Below are 14,774 nucleotides of genomic sequence, written 5' to 3' on the forward strand. Positions count from 1 at the left end.
TTTGAGCGGATATTTGCGAGTGATTTTTCAACCGTGTCAAATTGAATTTTGACTTCCATCGTCACACCTCTTTTTTGCGCATTTTTACGATTTCTGTTTGAATGGCTTTCTCAATCTGGGTGTTTTCTGAGGCAAGCTGACTAATTTTCCCTTCCAACAGTTTAAGGGCCGTATTGATTTGCTTTTCAGTAGCTTTATAGCTTTCAAGGAGTTCGTTTTTTCTTACTGTCTGGAACTGCTTCGCCAACTGCCCTTGCCAGGTTGAGGCGGAAAGGGCGGGCTGGAGGCAGAGGTGTTCTTTCTCTGCCAGTGCGTGCTTTGATTCCACAAGTTCCTTTTTGCTTTTTTTCAGGCGTTCCAGTTCTTCCTGATTCCGTGAAAGCTGCAGATTCATAAGCGAAATGGCACTCATATTCACACCCCTATTTCCGTAAAACTGATTTGGTTTTATTATCCAGCGTAGCGGGAACGTTGTCAATTTGGTGAACGGGGATAGATGGGTAGATGGAATTAGAAGAAAAGAGGGGATTGGCGTGGTTTGTGATTATATTAAATATAATTTGTCTTCTTGAACAAGTGTGTTCCAAATAATGGATAGAAAATAGCACAAAGGTTTTAGATTGTGTGATTGCACTTTTAAAATTTTCGTTCAATGGGAGGATTTGAGAAACGGATTTATTTGAGAAGTGTGGACGAGTGAACTTCGACATTGATTTTCAGGTTCTCAGCCTTTTCAGCCAGTTTACTGGTACCTACAGCTTTTGTGGCTTTACTGATTTTGCTGTTTTCTCAAGGCAGGGAAGATGCTGTCCTGGATAAAAGCCTACATAGCCTTCATAAAAGATGTAAAATGTCATATTTTATTCTCAACTGATATTCAAAATGTCAAACGAACTTCTTGGTGGTAAGGCTCACGAGGTCTATATTTCATATAGAATATTTTATGCGCCTGTACTTGGATATAAATAAAGGCGCTTGTTGTCTAAAATGCAATCAAGCGCTTTGTTCTTAGTCAAATCTTCACTAGATATCAGATTTTATTGAATTACTCCTCAAATATTTCTAAGATTTTCTCTCTCCATATTAACAACATCTCTAAAAATTGCTTAGTTTCTAGTGTATTTTCAGAAGGCTTTTCAAAAAAGAACATTATACGTATCTAATTCTGGATAGTTAACTGATATTCCGTTCTTTTATATATTGAAACGGTTGCTGCCTCCATGCCGATTTAAATCTCGAAAATTGAGCTTTTTGGGCAATCTCAACTATCTTATAAAGAAGAATAAGTGATCCAGCTATTTTGGAAATAGATCAATCAAGCGTGCACCTCAATGGGTTTAGCTGCCCTTTTTTTATACAACGATATTCACATACTGGCTGTATTCTTTTAAAATAGAGGGATCAATATCGTTATCCGTGATGATCATGGAGACATCGCTTAATTTGGCAAAGCTTGAACTTGAATATTTATTCATCTTTGTACTGTCCATCAGTGCAATTTTTTTAAAAGATGAGTTGAGCATACGCCTTTTTAACTCACTTTCATATAAATTAAAATCGGAAAATCCATGTTCAATCGATACGCCATAAGCCGAGAAAAAAACTTTGTCGACATTCATTTTATCAAGAATCTCTTGTCCCAGCAGCCCTTGAACAGCGTTTGATTTTCCGCTGAGGATCCCGCCGATAATGATGACAGTTAAGTTAAGATTTTCTTTTAAGAGGGATGCAATGTTGATCCCGTTTGTCAGTACGGTGATATTTTCTTTTGTATTTCTTAAAAGCTTTGCCAGTCCATAAGAGGTAGAACTCGAGTCCAAAATAATGCAGTCTTTTGGGTGGATCATGCCGATCGCCTTTGATGCGATATTTTGCTTTTTTTCTATATTGATTTTGGTTCTTGTCTCAAAGCTTTGTTCGGTATAATCCTGATTTGAGTGAACGTCTAATACGGCTCCGCCATGGGTGCGGATTAACAGTTTTTCTTTTTCCAAGTGATCCAGGTCAGATCGGATGGTTGGCAGGGATACGTTAAGGACATTTGACATTTCCCTGACTGAAACGGATTTTTTTTCTTTTAATATATCTAAAATCACTTTCCTCCGTTCTTCTACAAACATAACTATCCCTTCCCTCACTAAAAAGGTTTTCTTTATATATAAAGAAAAAACGTTCTTTTCATTTTATTATAAGAGATAAAAAGGAAAATGGCAATATTTAAAGCAACAAAAAGAAAGAAATAAAAAATAAAATAAATAAAAAAGAAAATCAATCGTAAACCTTCTTGAGCTGTTATACAAAATTTATGAGGCACGCTCTGTTTTATGAAGCGTAAGATAAGTACTTATAAACCAAGAGGGATAGTAAACATGATAATTGTAAATAACATATAAAGTATGCAAAAAGTGTTAAAAGAAGAACTAAAATAAAAATTAAAAAAAGAGTTTACAAAAGAATATAAACGTAATAAAATGAAAACGTAAAGAAAATATGGGAAATGAAAAGAAAGATTATTAGGGTTTGGTAACGGTTACATTCGTTATTTTGCCTGCTTTCCATTTTTCTTATTTTCAAAAAGAAAAAGAAAGGATGATTGATTTTGTTAATTACCGGTAAAGAAATGTTAGATGTAGCCAAGGCAAACAAATTTGCGGTACCTGCTTTTAACGCCGGCAGCGGTCAGTTGCTGACAGCCATTATGGAAAGTGCGGAAGAAAAACAAGCGCCTTTTATCATGGCAATCCATCCGTCAGAGTTGAAATTTTTGCGGGATAGTTTTGTTGCGCAAGTGATTTATGAATGCAATCATTCCAGGATTCCAATTGCCATCCATCTGGATCACGGGGCCTCAATTGAACAGGTCATTCATGCTATACAACTGGGCTTTACTTCGGTTATGATTGACAGTTCACATCTTCCTTTCGAAGAAAATATCAAGGTCACACAAGAAGTGGTTAAAATTGCCCATTCGGTTGGCGTTTCTGTTGAAGCAGAACTTGGAACGATCGGGGATACCGGCAACACAGTGGAAGGCGGGGTAACAGAAGTGATTTACACCGATCCGGACAGAGCAGCAGAATTTGTCAGCCGTACGAATATAGACTCTTTGGCGGTCGCGATCGGTACAGCACATGGAATTTACCCGAAAAATGTGAAACCAAAGCTACGCCTGGATATTCTTGAAAAAATAACTAAGGCTGTGGATATTCCACTTGTTTTGCACGGCGGCTCAAGCAATCCGGATGAAGAAATTGCCAAGGCAGTGCAACTGGGCATTTCAAAAATTAATATTTCAAGCGATATCAAGATCTCCTTTACCGAAAAATTAAGGGAAATCTTAAATAACAGTAATTTTGAAATCCGTGAACCAAACGCTATTTTCCCGGAATGCATTAACGTATGCCGGAAAACAGCAGACCAGAAAATTGATCTTTTTAATGCGGCTGATAAAGTAAAATGTTTTTCACTTTTCGATAAAGTTGTTGCGGGGGCAGGCTTATGAGTTTAAAAGAATTATTGGATGACAGAATCATCGCGGTCAATTTAACGGCAAAGAATAAAGACGAGGCGATTACGATTCTTTCACAAAAATTAAAAGAAGCTGATTACATTAATGATGTGGAGTCTTTCAAAAAAGATATTTATTTAAGAGAATCGCAAGGCTTAACGGGGATTGGCAATTATATTGCTATTCCCCACGGGCAAAGTGAAAGCGCTTCAAAAATTGGAGTTGCTATCGGTAAATTTCAAAACGAGATTGAGTGGGAAACGCTGGACGGAAAGGGCGTCAAAGTCGTGTGCCTGTTTGCGGTCAGTAAAGATCATGAATACGCACAGAACCAACTGAAGTTATTGGCAGAGATTGCCGGTAAGCTTGGAAATGATGAAGCTATCGATGGGCTGTTAAAAGCGGAGAGTGTCGATGAGATAAAAAATGTATTTTCATGACTGGTTAGCAACACAGATTTTTATATAGAGGGAGGATGAAAAAATGAACATTGTTGGAATTGCAGCATGCACAGCAGGTATCGCACACACTTATATTGCAAAGGAAAAATTAGTGAAAGCGGCCGAAAAAGCAGGACACAATATTCATGTTGAAACCCAGGGAACTATCGGCCTCCAAGATGAAATTCCCGCGGAACTCATAAAAAAAGCAGATGTTGTCATCATTGCTGCGGATGTAAAAGTCTCCGGCAGGGAAAGATTCGCCGGAAAGAAAGTGATTGAAGTTCCGACAGATTTAGTGATTAAGTCTCCTAATAAATTTATTGAAAAAGTAGAAACCCTTGTATCTCAAGCCAGTAAATAATTCGGATATTATATGAGTGGAGCAGTTAAAAACGAAAAAAGCGCATCATATTTCAGTCAACTTGGACGTACGAAGAAATGAAAAAATACTCGGAAGGGTAGATTAATATGGATTGGAAAAATTTGCAAATCAAGAAGCACCTTATGACTGCTATTTCGTATTTGATTCCGATTGTTGTAGGTGCCGGGTTTATGCTGGCGATCGGTAACATTGGTGGGGGCGAAACAATTTCAGATATCTCGAAAGAATATAATTTTTTTGATGCGCTATCTACGATGGGTGGAACGGTGCTCGGGCTTTTGCCTATGGTTATTGCAACAGGGATTGCCTTCTCGATCGCTGACAAGCCCGGAATTGCTCCTGGGATGGTAATGGGGCTTGCCGCTATTAGTGTTAAAGCGGGATTCTTTGGAGGTTTAATCGGAGGATTTATTGCAGGATGGATTACAAAATTTATCAGGGATAAAATGAAAGTTCCTGGGTGGGCCGAGGGAATAAAACCAATGCTTCTTATTCCGCTTATATCGGCAGTTATTTCTGGATCCATCATGTATTTCATTGTCGGCAAACCGGTCGGAATTGCAACGGGGTATCTTGAAAATTATCTGTCCGGCTTGAATACTTCTGACAAACTGATTTATGGGGCAATCATTGGCATTCTGTCTTCCATCGATTACGGCGGCGCGATCAACAAAGTTGTATTTGCATTCGTGTTAAGTTTGCAAACGGGAGGTATTTATGAACCAATTACTGTGCTCATGTTAGCATCCATGGTTACCCCGTTTGGGATGGCGATGGCGTATTTCTTTCAAAAACCATTCAAGAAAAACATTTATACAAGAAACGAAGTAGAAACGTTAAAAACGGCATTTCCAATGGGCGTTGTGATGATTACAGAGGGTTGTTTCCCGATCATTCTGAATGACGTCATCAGATGTGTCATTGCCACCGGGGTCGGTGGAGCCATTGGTGGTGCTTTATCGATGTTCTGGGGAGCTGATTCGAAGGTGCCGCACGGAGGTTTGCTTGCAATGGTCACGATGACGAAGCCGCTGCAATTTTTCATTGCACTATTGATTGGTTCTTTGGCCACGGCGATTGTACTATTCATTTTGAAGAAACCGGTGGCACTCGATGAAAATATTTCTGACGATCATGATATCGATATCGATATGAGTTCTATAAAAATCTCTTAACTTGAAAGTTGCTAACAATTAATGAAACTATGCAAACAAATGGAGGTCATAACATGTCAGACGTAACAGAAGCATATAAAAAAGAGGTTATTAGTTATTACGAAAAAGCCCATATTGCACTTACTGATGCGGAAATTGCAAATATAGATTATGCTGACTTTGGACTGGATAATATCCGGGAGGAAGCATTAAATCTAGTCGTTTATGTTAACAATGACAGATACTGCGCAAAAGAAATGGTATTGCTGCCGAATCAAACATGTCCGGAACATTTGCACCCTTCGATTGATGGCAAAGCTGGAAAGCAGGAGACATTTCGTTGCAGATGGGGAAAAGTGTATTTGTATGTGGAAAGTAATGAAAAACTGGATTTAGGCAAAATTCAGGTTGCCCCTCCGGAAGGGAACAGTCAATATTATACCGCTAGCAAAGAAATCGCCTTGGAACCCGGTCAGCAGTACACTATTAAACCGGATACCCGGCACTGGTTTAAAGCGGGTCCTGAAGGTGCGGTGATCAGCGAATTTTCTTCACCGAGTGACGATGCATCCGATATTTTCACCGATCCGAAAGTAAAGCGGATTGCTAGAGACAAAGTGCTTCAAGCATAAAACGGTCAAAGTGTTATAACAGAATCCGGTTTGGATGAATGACCTTCAGCCCTTGAGGTGAATGTACTACACTTTGAAAAAATCGCGGGGCGGACTTGAAAACTGGAGGGTGTTTTTAAAAGTCCGTCCTGCGATTTTCTTATAATAGCGAAAGGAGAACCGAAAATGAAGATTGGAGTTGGCGCTGATCCAAATGGCCTTACCTATCAAAATGAAATAATTGATTATTTGTACAACTCCGGGCATGATCCCATAAAGTATATGTGCGATACAGTTTGCGGTGAGGATTATCCGGATGTTGCAAAAAAAGTGGGGGAATCTGTTTTAAACGGAACGATCGACAGAGGCATTTTAATATGCGGAACAGGTATCGGAATGGCGATCTCAGCAAACAAGGTTCCCGGAATCCGCGCAGCATGTTGCCATGATATTTATTCGGCAGAACGCGCACAATTAAGCAACAATGCGCAAATCATAACAATCGGTCAGCAGGTGATTGGCATTAAACCGGCACTACGCATCGTGGAAGAATTTTTAAGCCATACATTCAAGGATGGACGGTCAACGATGAAAATCGAAAAAATTTCAAAAATGGAAAAGGCGTATTTGGAAAAAAGGGCTCGATCCTGAATTATTTTGAGATCGACAATCGTGTTGAGATGAAAGTAGATAAGTATTGGCGGACGGTGTTACAACAAACAGGGAGAAGGAATGGAAAATGGGAAAAACCGATCAACTGCTTGTTCAAGCCTTGCGTGTATTATCCATTGATATGATTGAAAAAGCCAACTCCGGTCATCCGGGATTGCCGATGGGGGCCGCCCCGATGGCTTCAGTTTTATTTAAATCACATTTAAAATTTAATCCGGCTCATCCTGAATGGTTTAACCGTGACCGCTTTATTCTTTCGGCCGGCCATGGTTCTTCATTGCTTTACAGTCTGCTTCATGTTTTCGGCTATGATGTCAGCACCAGTGATTTGCAGCAGTTTCGCCAGCTCGGGAGCAAGACGCCAGGGCATCCGGAATACGGGGTAACGCCGGGAGTTGATGTCTCGACCGGTCCGCTAGGGCAAGGGATTGCGATGGCTGTCGGTATGGCCATGGCTGAAGCCCATCTGGCGGCCATGTTTAATCGGCCCAGCTATCCGATTGTCGACCATTACACGTATGCTTTATGCGGAGATGGCTGCCTAATGGAAGGAATTTCATACGAAGCCGCTTCGCTTGCCGGCCATCTGGGCCTCGGAAAATTGATTCTTCTCTATGATTCTAATCATATCTCATTGGATGGAAGCACATCCGAAACATTTACTGAAAACGTACAGGATAGATTCCGGTCCTTAGGCTGGGAAACCATCCATGTTGAAGATGGCAATGACCTGGAAGCGATCGACTGCGCCATTAGACTTGCCAAGAAACATCTTGATAAACCGACATTAATAGAAATCAATACCATTATCGGTTACGGAAGCCCAAACAGAGCAGGAACATCAGGCGTACATGGAACGCCACTGGGCCGGGATGAAGCGAGACTCGCAAAAGCCATTTATAACTGGGGGCTGGAACCCTTCGAATTGCCAGACAGCATTCAGAAATTAAAAGACATTTACCGGGAAAAAGGATCTAAAACCGAATCGGCCTGGCTTCAATTAATCTATGAATATGGTAAGGAATACCCTGAACTGTACAAAAACTTTGATGAAACGATGCAAGGAAAAATGCCGGACGGCTGGGACGAAGAATTATCGGAGTTTTCAAGTTTGGATGGGCCGCTTTCAACCAGGGATGTTTCCGGGAAAGTACTGAATGCATTAAACGACCGGATCCCTACACTATTCGGCGGGTCAGCAGATCTTTCATCTTCCAATAACACCATACTTAATCAAGCAGGAAACTTTTCCAAAAAAAATTATGCAGGTAAAAATATTTGGTTCGGCGTACGCGAGTTCAGTATGGGGGCGATATTAAATGGGATCATGCTCCATGGGGGTTTGCATGCATTTGGTGGTACCTTCTTTGTATTTTCCGATTATCTTAGATCAGCAATCCGCTCGGCAGCACTGATGAAGTTGCCAGTGATTTATATCATGACACATGATTCGATTGCTGTTGGAGAAGACGGACCGACCCATCAGCCGGTAGAACAACTGGCATCTTACAGGGCGATGCCGGGGATAAAAGTGATCCGCCCCGCTGATGCCAATGAAACAGTGATGGCTTACCGATATGCAGTGCAAAACCGGGAGGTGCCCGTTATGCTGGTCCTCAGCAGGCAGGCATTACCGATCATTCCAGTTAAGGAAAAGGAAGCCTTAAATCGCGGTGCTTATATTTTGGCTGATACAGATAAAAAAGACGTACTGCTGGTTGCAACCGGGTCGGAAGTTTCGCTCGCATTAAAAGTTAAAAAAGTACTTGAAACAAGAGGCATCGGAGTACGGGTTGTCAGTATGCCATGTATGGAGTTATTTGAATCGCAGACGGAAAGCTATCAGAATCAAGTAATCTCCAATGAATTTAAAACAAAGGTTGCCATCGAAATGGGTGCTGCTTTCGGCTGGAAGAAATATGCGGACCACGTGATTGCTGTCAATAAATTCGGGGCATCCGGAAATGCTCAAGATGTTATGGACACATATGGATTCAGCACTGATAAGGTGATTGCATCGATTGAACAACTGGCCTGGAGGGGGATGGCGTATGAAAAAAGTTATTAATCAACCGGATCTTGCCGTATTAGAGATGGTGGAAGGTTTTTTAGCGGCATACCCGGGGAAATTTATGCAAGTTGGAAACCAAGGGTACGGCTTGGTTAGAAATGAAAGGGTTCCAAATAAAGTCACAATTGTGATCGGCGGTGGAAGTGGACATGAACCGATGTTCTTAGGCTACATCGGTGATGGTTTGGCGGACGGCGCGGCGATCGGTCATGTATTTGCAGCCCCCAATCCGGAAACAGTGCTGGAAACGATACGCAGTTCGGATACTGGGGCAGGTACATTGCTCATATACGGGAATTATGCCGGAGATGTTCTGAATTTCGGTATGGGGGAAGAACTGGCAAACCTTGAAGGTATTCGGACAGAATCTGTCAGGGTAGCAGATGATGTTGCATCTTCACCCAATAAATCCGAACGGCGAGGAATTGCCGGTGACTTATTCGTGATGAAAATCGCCGGTGCTGCTGCCAGGGCCGGTTATGATTTACATGAATGTAAACGCGTGGCCGAAAAAGCCAATGCAGCTGCATGGTCGATCGGAATTGGACTCCGGCCGGGAACCAATCCGGTCAGCGGGCAACCGAATTTTGAGTTACCTGAGAATGAAGTGGAATTCGGGATCGGTATTCACGGAGAGCCGGGAGTTTCCCGGCAGCCGATGGCAGAAGCGGATGTTTTAACGGAAAAAATGCTGAATTTGCTGTTTGATGATATAGTTGCAGAAAAAGGGTCCGAACTGGCTGTTTGCATTAATGGTTTGGGTTCGACGACTCTGATGGAACTCTATATTGTGAACCGGTATGTCAGCCGTTTTCTGGAAGCCAAAGGAATGAAGATTCATGATACGCAAATCGGAAACTTTTGCACAACCCAGGAAATGGGCGGATTTTCGATCAGCATTATGGTGCTGGATCCGGAACTAAGATTGTTGTATGATGCACCGGCCCGGGCGCCTTATTTTGTAAAGGGAGGCTGCTAGCATGGATGCATTAACAGTTGAACAAACAAAAGAAATGCTGCTTGATGTAGCGGTTGAAATCCAATCAAGAAAAGAAGAACTTGGTGAAATAGACCGCCAGATTGGCGATGGAGATCATGGTGTTGGCATGTCGATTGGTTTTGCTGAAATTGAAAAAATTTTATTGAAAAACCAGTACACAAATGTGGAACAGGTTTTTAAGGACTGTGGCATGGCCATGATCCGGTCGATGGGAGGCGCTTCCGGTGTGCTGTTTGGAACTTTATTTTTGGGAATTTCCAAACAGCTTGCCAATGAAACGGAGCTTGATATACAGCATTTATCAAAGGGGCTTCGGGAAGCCAGTAAGGATATTGAAAACCGCGGTGGCGCGTCTGCCGGAGATAAAACGATGCTGGATGCCTTGATCCCGGCTGCTGATGCTTTGGAAGAAGCAGCGAAATCCTGTAAGGATGTTGGCACTGGGATGAAAAAAGCCGCAGATGCTGCAGCTGCCGGCGTGGAGAATACAAAAAAATATGTTGCTAGATTCGGGCGTGCTAAGTCTTTGGGGAAAAGAACTATTGGCCATCAGGATCCGGGCGCAACAACCATATCTTATATTTTTCGGGCCATGGCGGCTTTTTGCGGGAAAGAAGGCGCTTAATCAGATGAAAAAGCTATATATTGGAACAAATTGGAAAATGCATAAAACTTTGGGGGAAGGCAAACGTTATTGTGAATGGCTGGCGGCCTATGCGAAGGAAATTCACTCGCAAATTGATCTGTTCGTAATTCCTCCGTATACCGCCATTTATCCACTTAAAGAAACGCTTAAGGATAAGCCGGTTCGGATCGGGTCCCAAAACATGCACTGGATGGATGAAGGCCCTTATACTGGGGAAATATCGCCGCTGATGCTAACAGAGGCCGGAATTGATCTGGTTGAATTGGGCCATTCTGAACGCCGCCAGTATTACAACGAGAATGACGCGGATCTTTCTAAAAAAGTAAAAGCTGCCTTGGACCATCATTTGACCCCGCTGTTATGCATTGGCGAGAGTTTAATAGAAAAACAATTGTCTGCGGGTCCTGAAACAGTGGAACGCCAATTAAAAATGGCACTGGCAAAAGTTGAAAAAGCTCAGGCTGGGGAGGTTCAAATTGCTTATGAACCAGTTTGGGCGATCGGCAATGAAGGGACCCCTGCCAGCCCGGAATATGTGGAACAGATGCACAGGCATATCCGCCAAGTGTTAATCCGTTTGTTTGGAAAGGATACCGCTAATATAATCCCGGTTATTTTTGGTGGCAGCGTCAATACGGAAAACTATTTATCTTATTTAAAATTGAAAGGAGTGGATGGCCTTTTTATCGGCCGTGCAGCATGGGATATAGAAACATTCCGTGAAATTTTGGCCGGGATTACCTGTTGGTTAAACAAAAAACAGTAAACATTTCTCAATACGGAGGGAGGATCGTGATGGAATATGTAATTGGAATCGACTTAGGTACAAGTTCGGTGAAAGTGCTGCTTGTGAATAGGGAAGGGGAAGTGGCTTTTTCCCAATCTGAAACATACCCCTTAATTCAAACCAAGCCGGGGTACAGCGAGCAGGATCCTGAAGAATGGGTGCAAAAAACGTTGGCTGCCTTAAAGGCGGTGGTATTGGAATCAGGGGTGGATGCCGGAAAAATCAAAGGCATTAGCTTTTCCGGGCAGATGCACGGACTGGTGTTGCTGGATGCGGATATGAAGGTGGTCCGGCCCGCAATATTATGGAATGATACGCGCACAATAGCACAATGTAAAAAAATAAAGAAACAATGCCCGCAATTGTACCGGATTACGAAAAATGAACCAATGGAAGGTTTTACACTGCCAAAATTATTATGGGTAAAAGAAAATGAAGCGGAGCTGTTTAAAAAAAGCTATGTTTTTCTTTTGCCAAAGGATTATGTACGTTTCAGGTTGTCCGGAGATTTACACAGCGAATATTCGGATGCCGCGGGTACATTGTTATTGGATATACAGCAAAAGGTTTGGAGCAGGGAAATTTGTAAAACATTCGATATTCCAATTTGTTTATGCCCAGATCTAACAGAATCCCATGCTAAAACAGGGACGATCCGGCCGGAAGTGGCTGCCGTCACAGGCCTTTCAGAAACGACACAGGTATTTGCCGGCGGGGCTGATAATGCATGCGGGGCAATAGGAGCCGGTATTTTATCGGATAAAAGTGCCATGTGCAGCATTGGAACATCAGGTGTATTCCTAAATTATAAAAAAAACGTTGAGGGAAACTTGAGTAGTAAACTGCACTTGTTTAGTCACGCCCAGCAGGATGCCTTTTATGCAATGGGGGTTACATTATCAGCGGGACATAGTCTGGATTGGTTCAAAGCGGAATTTTTGAGGGGCTGGAATTTTGATGAAATGGTCAATGAAGCGGCAAAATCCCAGCTAGGTTCAAATGGGTTACTGTTTACTCCGTATTTATCCGGGGAGCGGACCCCATATAGTGATGCCAAGATCCGGGGGACATTTACAGGTATTGATACTCAACACCGGACAAAAGATTTTATCCGGTCCATTTTGGAAGGCATCACTTTTTCTATTAATGAATCGCTTGAGTTATTTAAAGCGGGTGGAACGAAACCTTCGTCTATCGTATCAATCGGTGGCGGGGCAAAAAGTGATTTTTGGCTTCAAATGCAGGCTGATATATTTGATACAACGATTTGCAGCTTGGAAAATGAACAAGGACCGGGCATGGGGGCGGCAATGCTGGCTGCTGTCGGCTTAGGATGGTACCCATCTTTGAAAGAATGCGCAAAGCACTTTGTTACTGTGAAAAAAGCAGTTCACCCGATTGAGGAAAATGCAAAACGGTACAAAGAATTGTTTACGCTCTATAAACAGATATATGTAAATACGAAGAGCCTGCACGAAAAATTGTATAAACTCAGAAACCAACAGTAATTTTAAAGCCGGAATATTTTTTGGAAAAGAGGAGAGCAAGAGCTTACAAGCAGCTGCATCGACAAAATTAATGGAAAGGAAATAACAAAGTATGCTGTGGAGGATACGGATGGTTTCCCATTTTCGTGCACGGACTATGGCGCCACGATGACGTCTATAGTTATATTGGATAAGTTCTTCGGGAAAACCAAAAATGTCCTCCTGTCTTACGACTATCCTGTAGAGTGTTTCCAGGCCTTCGATCGTATCACCGACTGCTTTTCCGGAGCCCTCATAAATGCCATTCCAAATATCCATATAAAGCGGATCATCCGGGTTTTCTGAATCTCGAATGGCCTTTTTCGGGATTTTGTTTACCAGTTCATATTAGAGATGCTTGCTGCCGGGCTTCCTGTATTCCATCACAATGGACCCGTCTTTATAGATATGGAACTTGGCGGACAAATATCTGTCAGAATTCTTGCCGCTCACTATTTGAGCCGGTTTCATACCAACCTTATGAATGAGCTCGCCTTCCAGACTGCGGTAGGCTCCAGTTGACTGCTAATCCCGTATTGCTTTTTTTAAATATAACATCACATCGCCAACTACTTCACCAGAACCCTTGTAAAAACCATTCCAAATATCCATATGAAGCGGATCATCCGCTTTTTTCTCTCTTGGAATCGCTTCTTTCGAGATTTCATCCTTCAGTTCATAATAAAGCTGTTTAGATCCCGGCTTGCTGTATTCCATCACGGTGGTCTCGTTTTCATCTCATGGAATTTAACGGAAAGATACTCGCCAAAATCTTGAACTCTCATTCGGGTGGTGACAGGCACCCAATACTAACTTTTACGTGCGAAAGCTGATGCCAAAAAAGCGGGATTCAATAAAGTGTTTCTTTGCACCAGCCTCATTGGTTATTATGAAAAATACGGTTTTACTTATATTGGAGACGGTTATCATCCTTGGGGAAGTAGTTCAAGAATTTACGAAAGCAATACGTAATTCAGTAATTAAATATTCGGCATGGTAGGATAAAATGATATACTAAATTCAAGCAGAAATGCATGATGACTGGAGGATAGGAGAAAAGTATGAAAGTAGTGAACCCCACCGATATTTTAAACGGAAAAACTTATAGTTATATCGATGTTTTTGATGATTTGGATGGAATTGTCTTAGGGACGAAATCGAATGGTATTAATTATTATATATATGATAGATATTGTATGAATCCAAGCTGTAACTGTGAAGAAGTTATCCTTCATTATGTTGAAAATGATGAACGCGAAAAATGGAAAGCTGCAGAATTCGGTATACGGATTTCATTGATAAATAAAAAATTTGAAGTGCTTCAGACTTCCGGAATGACGAAAAAACAAGCTCGTGAATTGGTAGAAGAATCATTAAAAAGCAGTGATCAAGCAATGGAGCTTTTTCAAAAACGATATAAACAAATGAAAAATGCCGGTAAAGAAGCATTGCAGAGATGGAAGCAACAAAGTAAAGAAGCTACTCAGTCTACACGGTTAAAACCGAAAAGAAATGAGCTTTGTCCATGCGGAAGCGGGAAAAAGTATAAAAAATGTTGTGGAGCCTCATGAGGTTTGGTGTTTGTCACTCACTAAAAGTTGTCTAGACGACTTTGAGGGAAATGGGGTCTTTGTACATCAGAGCCAAAAAATGTAAGAACAATGGATGAAAATAGGACGTGAAAGGCAAGTGTGCCAATGGTGACGTGGAATTTGAAGAACGGATATCTCTTTTGGGGGCCAAAAACCATGATAAGTTGAGTATTTTCAATTCGAATATTATCTAATTGATGAATTGGAATGAAGTTATTTAGAATATTATGAATAAAAACTCTCCATTCTATCTGGCAAACTGTTGAAATTGGCTGAGATTTCTATTCGTCTGACTTTTTCAAATACATGGGTTTTGTCAATAGTTTTGTTATATTGAAATTAATTTATTGACCTTTCTTTTCTTAAGACACCTCGACTTGTA

General features: G+C 41.6%; 15 protein-coding genes. 12 read left to right on the forward strand and 3 right to left on the reverse strand.

All coding sequences use genetic code 11. The features are described from left to right. Window positions 1–61: 61 nt before the first annotated feature. Window positions 62–412 carry a YwqH-like family protein gene (locus C232_RS0111650; protein WP_018664294.1) on the reverse strand — a complete coding sequence of 117 codons (351 nt, stop codon included), beginning with the start codon at window positions 410–412 and terminating at the stop codon, window positions 62–64. Window positions 413–1,352: 940 nt separating this feature from the next. Beyond that, the gene (locus C232_RS0111655; RefSeq protein ID WP_018664296.1) at window positions 1,353–2,120 is read right to left on the reverse strand and encodes a DeoR/GlpR family DNA-binding transcription regulator; all 768 of its coding nucleotides are present in this window, start codon (window positions 2,118–2,120) and stop codon (window positions 1,353–1,355) included. Window positions 2,121–2,599: 479 nt separating this feature from the next. Here C232_RS0111655 and C232_RS0111670 point away from each other — a divergent pair, with 479 nt between their 5' ends. From C232_RS0111670 to xylB, 11 genes are all read left to right on the forward strand, one after another. After that, complete coding sequence (locus C232_RS0111670; RefSeq protein WP_018664301.1) at window positions 2,600–3,502, forward strand: ketose-bisphosphate aldolase; 903 nt, start codon at window positions 2,600–2,602, stop codon at window positions 3,500–3,502. Further along, window positions 3,499–3,948 (forward strand): PTS sugar transporter subunit IIA, encoded by a 450-nt coding sequence (locus C232_RS0111675; RefSeq protein WP_018664303.1) that lies wholly within the window; start codon window positions 3,499–3,501, stop codon window positions 3,946–3,948. The genes C232_RS0111670 and C232_RS0111675 overlap by 4 nt, the downstream gene beginning before the upstream one ends. Window positions 3,949–3,991: 43 nt before the next feature. Then, the gene (locus tag C232_RS0111680) at window positions 3,992–4,312 is read left to right on the forward strand and encodes a PTS fructose transporter subunit IIB (RefSeq protein ID WP_018664305.1); all 321 of its coding nucleotides are present in this window, start codon (window positions 3,992–3,994) and stop codon (window positions 4,310–4,312) included. Between the two features lie 107 nt (window positions 4,313–4,419). Further along, window positions 4,420–5,508, forward strand: a complete 1,089-nt coding sequence (locus C232_RS0111685) for a PTS fructose transporter subunit IIC (protein WP_018664308.1) — start codon at window positions 4,420–4,422, stop codon at window positions 5,506–5,508. Window positions 5,509–5,561: 53 nt separating this feature from the next. Beyond that, complete coding sequence (locus tag C232_RS0111690; protein ID WP_018664310.1) at window positions 5,562–6,119, forward strand: D-lyxose/D-mannose family sugar isomerase; 558 nt, start codon at window positions 5,562–5,564, stop codon at window positions 6,117–6,119. Between the two features lie 165 nt (window positions 6,120–6,284). Continuing rightward, window positions 6,285–6,749, forward strand: coding sequence for an RpiB/LacA/LacB family sugar-phosphate isomerase (locus tag C232_RS0111695; protein ID WP_018664312.1), 465 nt, complete (start codon window positions 6,285–6,287; stop codon window positions 6,747–6,749). A gap of 88 nt (window positions 6,750–6,837) precedes the next feature. Next, complete coding sequence (tkt, locus tag C232_RS18605; RefSeq protein WP_018664314.1) at window positions 6,838–8,838, forward strand: transketolase; 2,001 nt, start codon at window positions 6,838–6,840, stop codon at window positions 8,836–8,838. Continuing rightward, complete coding sequence (locus tag C232_RS0111705; RefSeq protein WP_018664316.1) at window positions 8,822–9,820, forward strand: dihydroxyacetone kinase subunit DhaK; 999 nt, start codon at window positions 8,822–8,824, stop codon at window positions 9,818–9,820. The genes tkt and C232_RS0111705 overlap by 17 nt, the downstream gene beginning before the upstream one ends. Window position 9,821: 1 nt before the next feature. Beyond that, window positions 9,822–10,466 (forward strand): dihydroxyacetone kinase subunit DhaL, encoded by a 645-nt coding sequence (gene dhaL, locus C232_RS0111710; RefSeq protein WP_018664318.1) that lies wholly within the window; start codon window positions 9,822–9,824, stop codon window positions 10,464–10,466. Between the two features lie 4 nt (window positions 10,467–10,470). Then, on the forward strand, window positions 10,471–11,253 hold the full coding sequence (locus C232_RS0111715; RefSeq protein WP_018664320.1) for a triose-phosphate isomerase: 783 nt from the start codon (window positions 10,471–10,473) through the stop codon (window positions 11,251–11,253). A 29-nt stretch (window positions 11,254–11,282) separates the two neighbouring features. Continuing rightward, entirely contained in the window at window positions 11,283–12,782 is a 1,500-nt protein-coding gene (gene xylB, locus C232_RS0111720; RefSeq protein ID WP_018664322.1) for a xylulokinase, read from the forward strand. A gap of 543 nt (window positions 12,783–13,325) precedes the next feature. Here xylB and C232_RS20020 read toward each other — a convergent pair. After that, complete coding sequence (locus tag C232_RS20020; RefSeq protein WP_018664324.1) at window positions 13,326–13,517, reverse strand: hypothetical protein; 192 nt, start codon at window positions 13,515–13,517, stop codon at window positions 13,326–13,328. 344 nt (window positions 13,518–13,861) lie between these two features. Between C232_RS20020 and C232_RS0111735 the strand changes: the two genes are divergently transcribed. Then, window positions 13,862–14,371, forward strand: a complete 510-nt coding sequence (locus tag C232_RS0111735; RefSeq protein WP_018664326.1) for an SEC-C metal-binding domain-containing protein — start codon at window positions 13,862–13,864, stop codon at window positions 14,369–14,371. The last annotated feature ends 403 nt before the right edge of the window (window positions 14,372–14,774 follow it).

The sequence above is a fragment of the Heyndrickxia acidiproducens DSM 23148 genome (genome assembly GCF_000374345.1).
Lineage (GTDB): Bacteria > Bacillota > Bacilli > Bacillales > Bacillaceae_C > Weizmannia > Weizmannia acidiproducens.

Bases quoted from the DNA above. Each gene is read 5' to 3' on its own strand.
- C232_RS0111680 (WP_018664305.1), top strand. From the start codon at position 3,992: ATGAACATTGTTGGAATTGCAGCATGCACAGCAGGTATCGCACACACT.
- C232_RS0111650 (WP_018664294.1), bottom strand. From the start codon at position 412: ATGAGTGCCATTTCGCTTATGAATCTGCAGCTTTCACGGAATCAGGAA.
- C232_RS0111715 (WP_018664320.1), top strand. From the start codon at position 10,471: ATGAAAAAGCTATATATTGGAACAAATTGGAAAATGCATAAAACTTTG.
- C232_RS0111655 (WP_018664296.1), bottom strand. From the start codon at position 2,120: ATGTTTGTAGAAGAACGGAGGAAAGTGATTTTAGATATATTAAAAGAA.
- C232_RS0111690 (WP_018664310.1), top strand. From the start codon at position 5,562: ATGTCAGACGTAACAGAAGCATATAAAAAAGAGGTTATTAGTTATTAC.
- C232_RS0111705 (WP_018664316.1), top strand. From the start codon at position 8,822: ATGAAAAAAGTTATTAATCAACCGGATCTTGCCGTATTAGAGATGGTG.
- C232_RS20020 (WP_018664324.1), bottom strand. From the start codon at position 13,517: ATGGAATACAGCAAGCCGGGATCTAAACAGCTTTATTATGAACTGAAG.
- tkt (WP_018664314.1), top strand. From the start codon at position 6,838: ATGGGAAAAACCGATCAACTGCTTGTTCAAGCCTTGCGTGTATTATCC.
- xylB (WP_018664322.1), top strand. From the start codon at position 11,283: ATGGAATATGTAATTGGAATCGACTTAGGTACAAGTTCGGTGAAAGTG.
- C232_RS0111685 (WP_018664308.1), top strand. From the start codon at position 4,420: ATGGATTGGAAAAATTTGCAAATCAAGAAGCACCTTATGACTGCTATT.
- C232_RS0111675 (WP_018664303.1), top strand. From the start codon at position 3,499: ATGAGTTTAAAAGAATTATTGGATGACAGAATCATCGCGGTCAATTTA.
- dhaL (WP_018664318.1), top strand. From the start codon at position 9,822: ATGGATGCATTAACAGTTGAACAAACAAAAGAAATGCTGCTTGATGTA.
- C232_RS0111695 (WP_018664312.1), top strand. From the start codon at position 6,285: ATGAAGATTGGAGTTGGCGCTGATCCAAATGGCCTTACCTATCAAAAT.
- C232_RS0111735 (WP_018664326.1), top strand. From the start codon at position 13,862: ATGAAAGTAGTGAACCCCACCGATATTTTAAACGGAAAAACTTATAGT.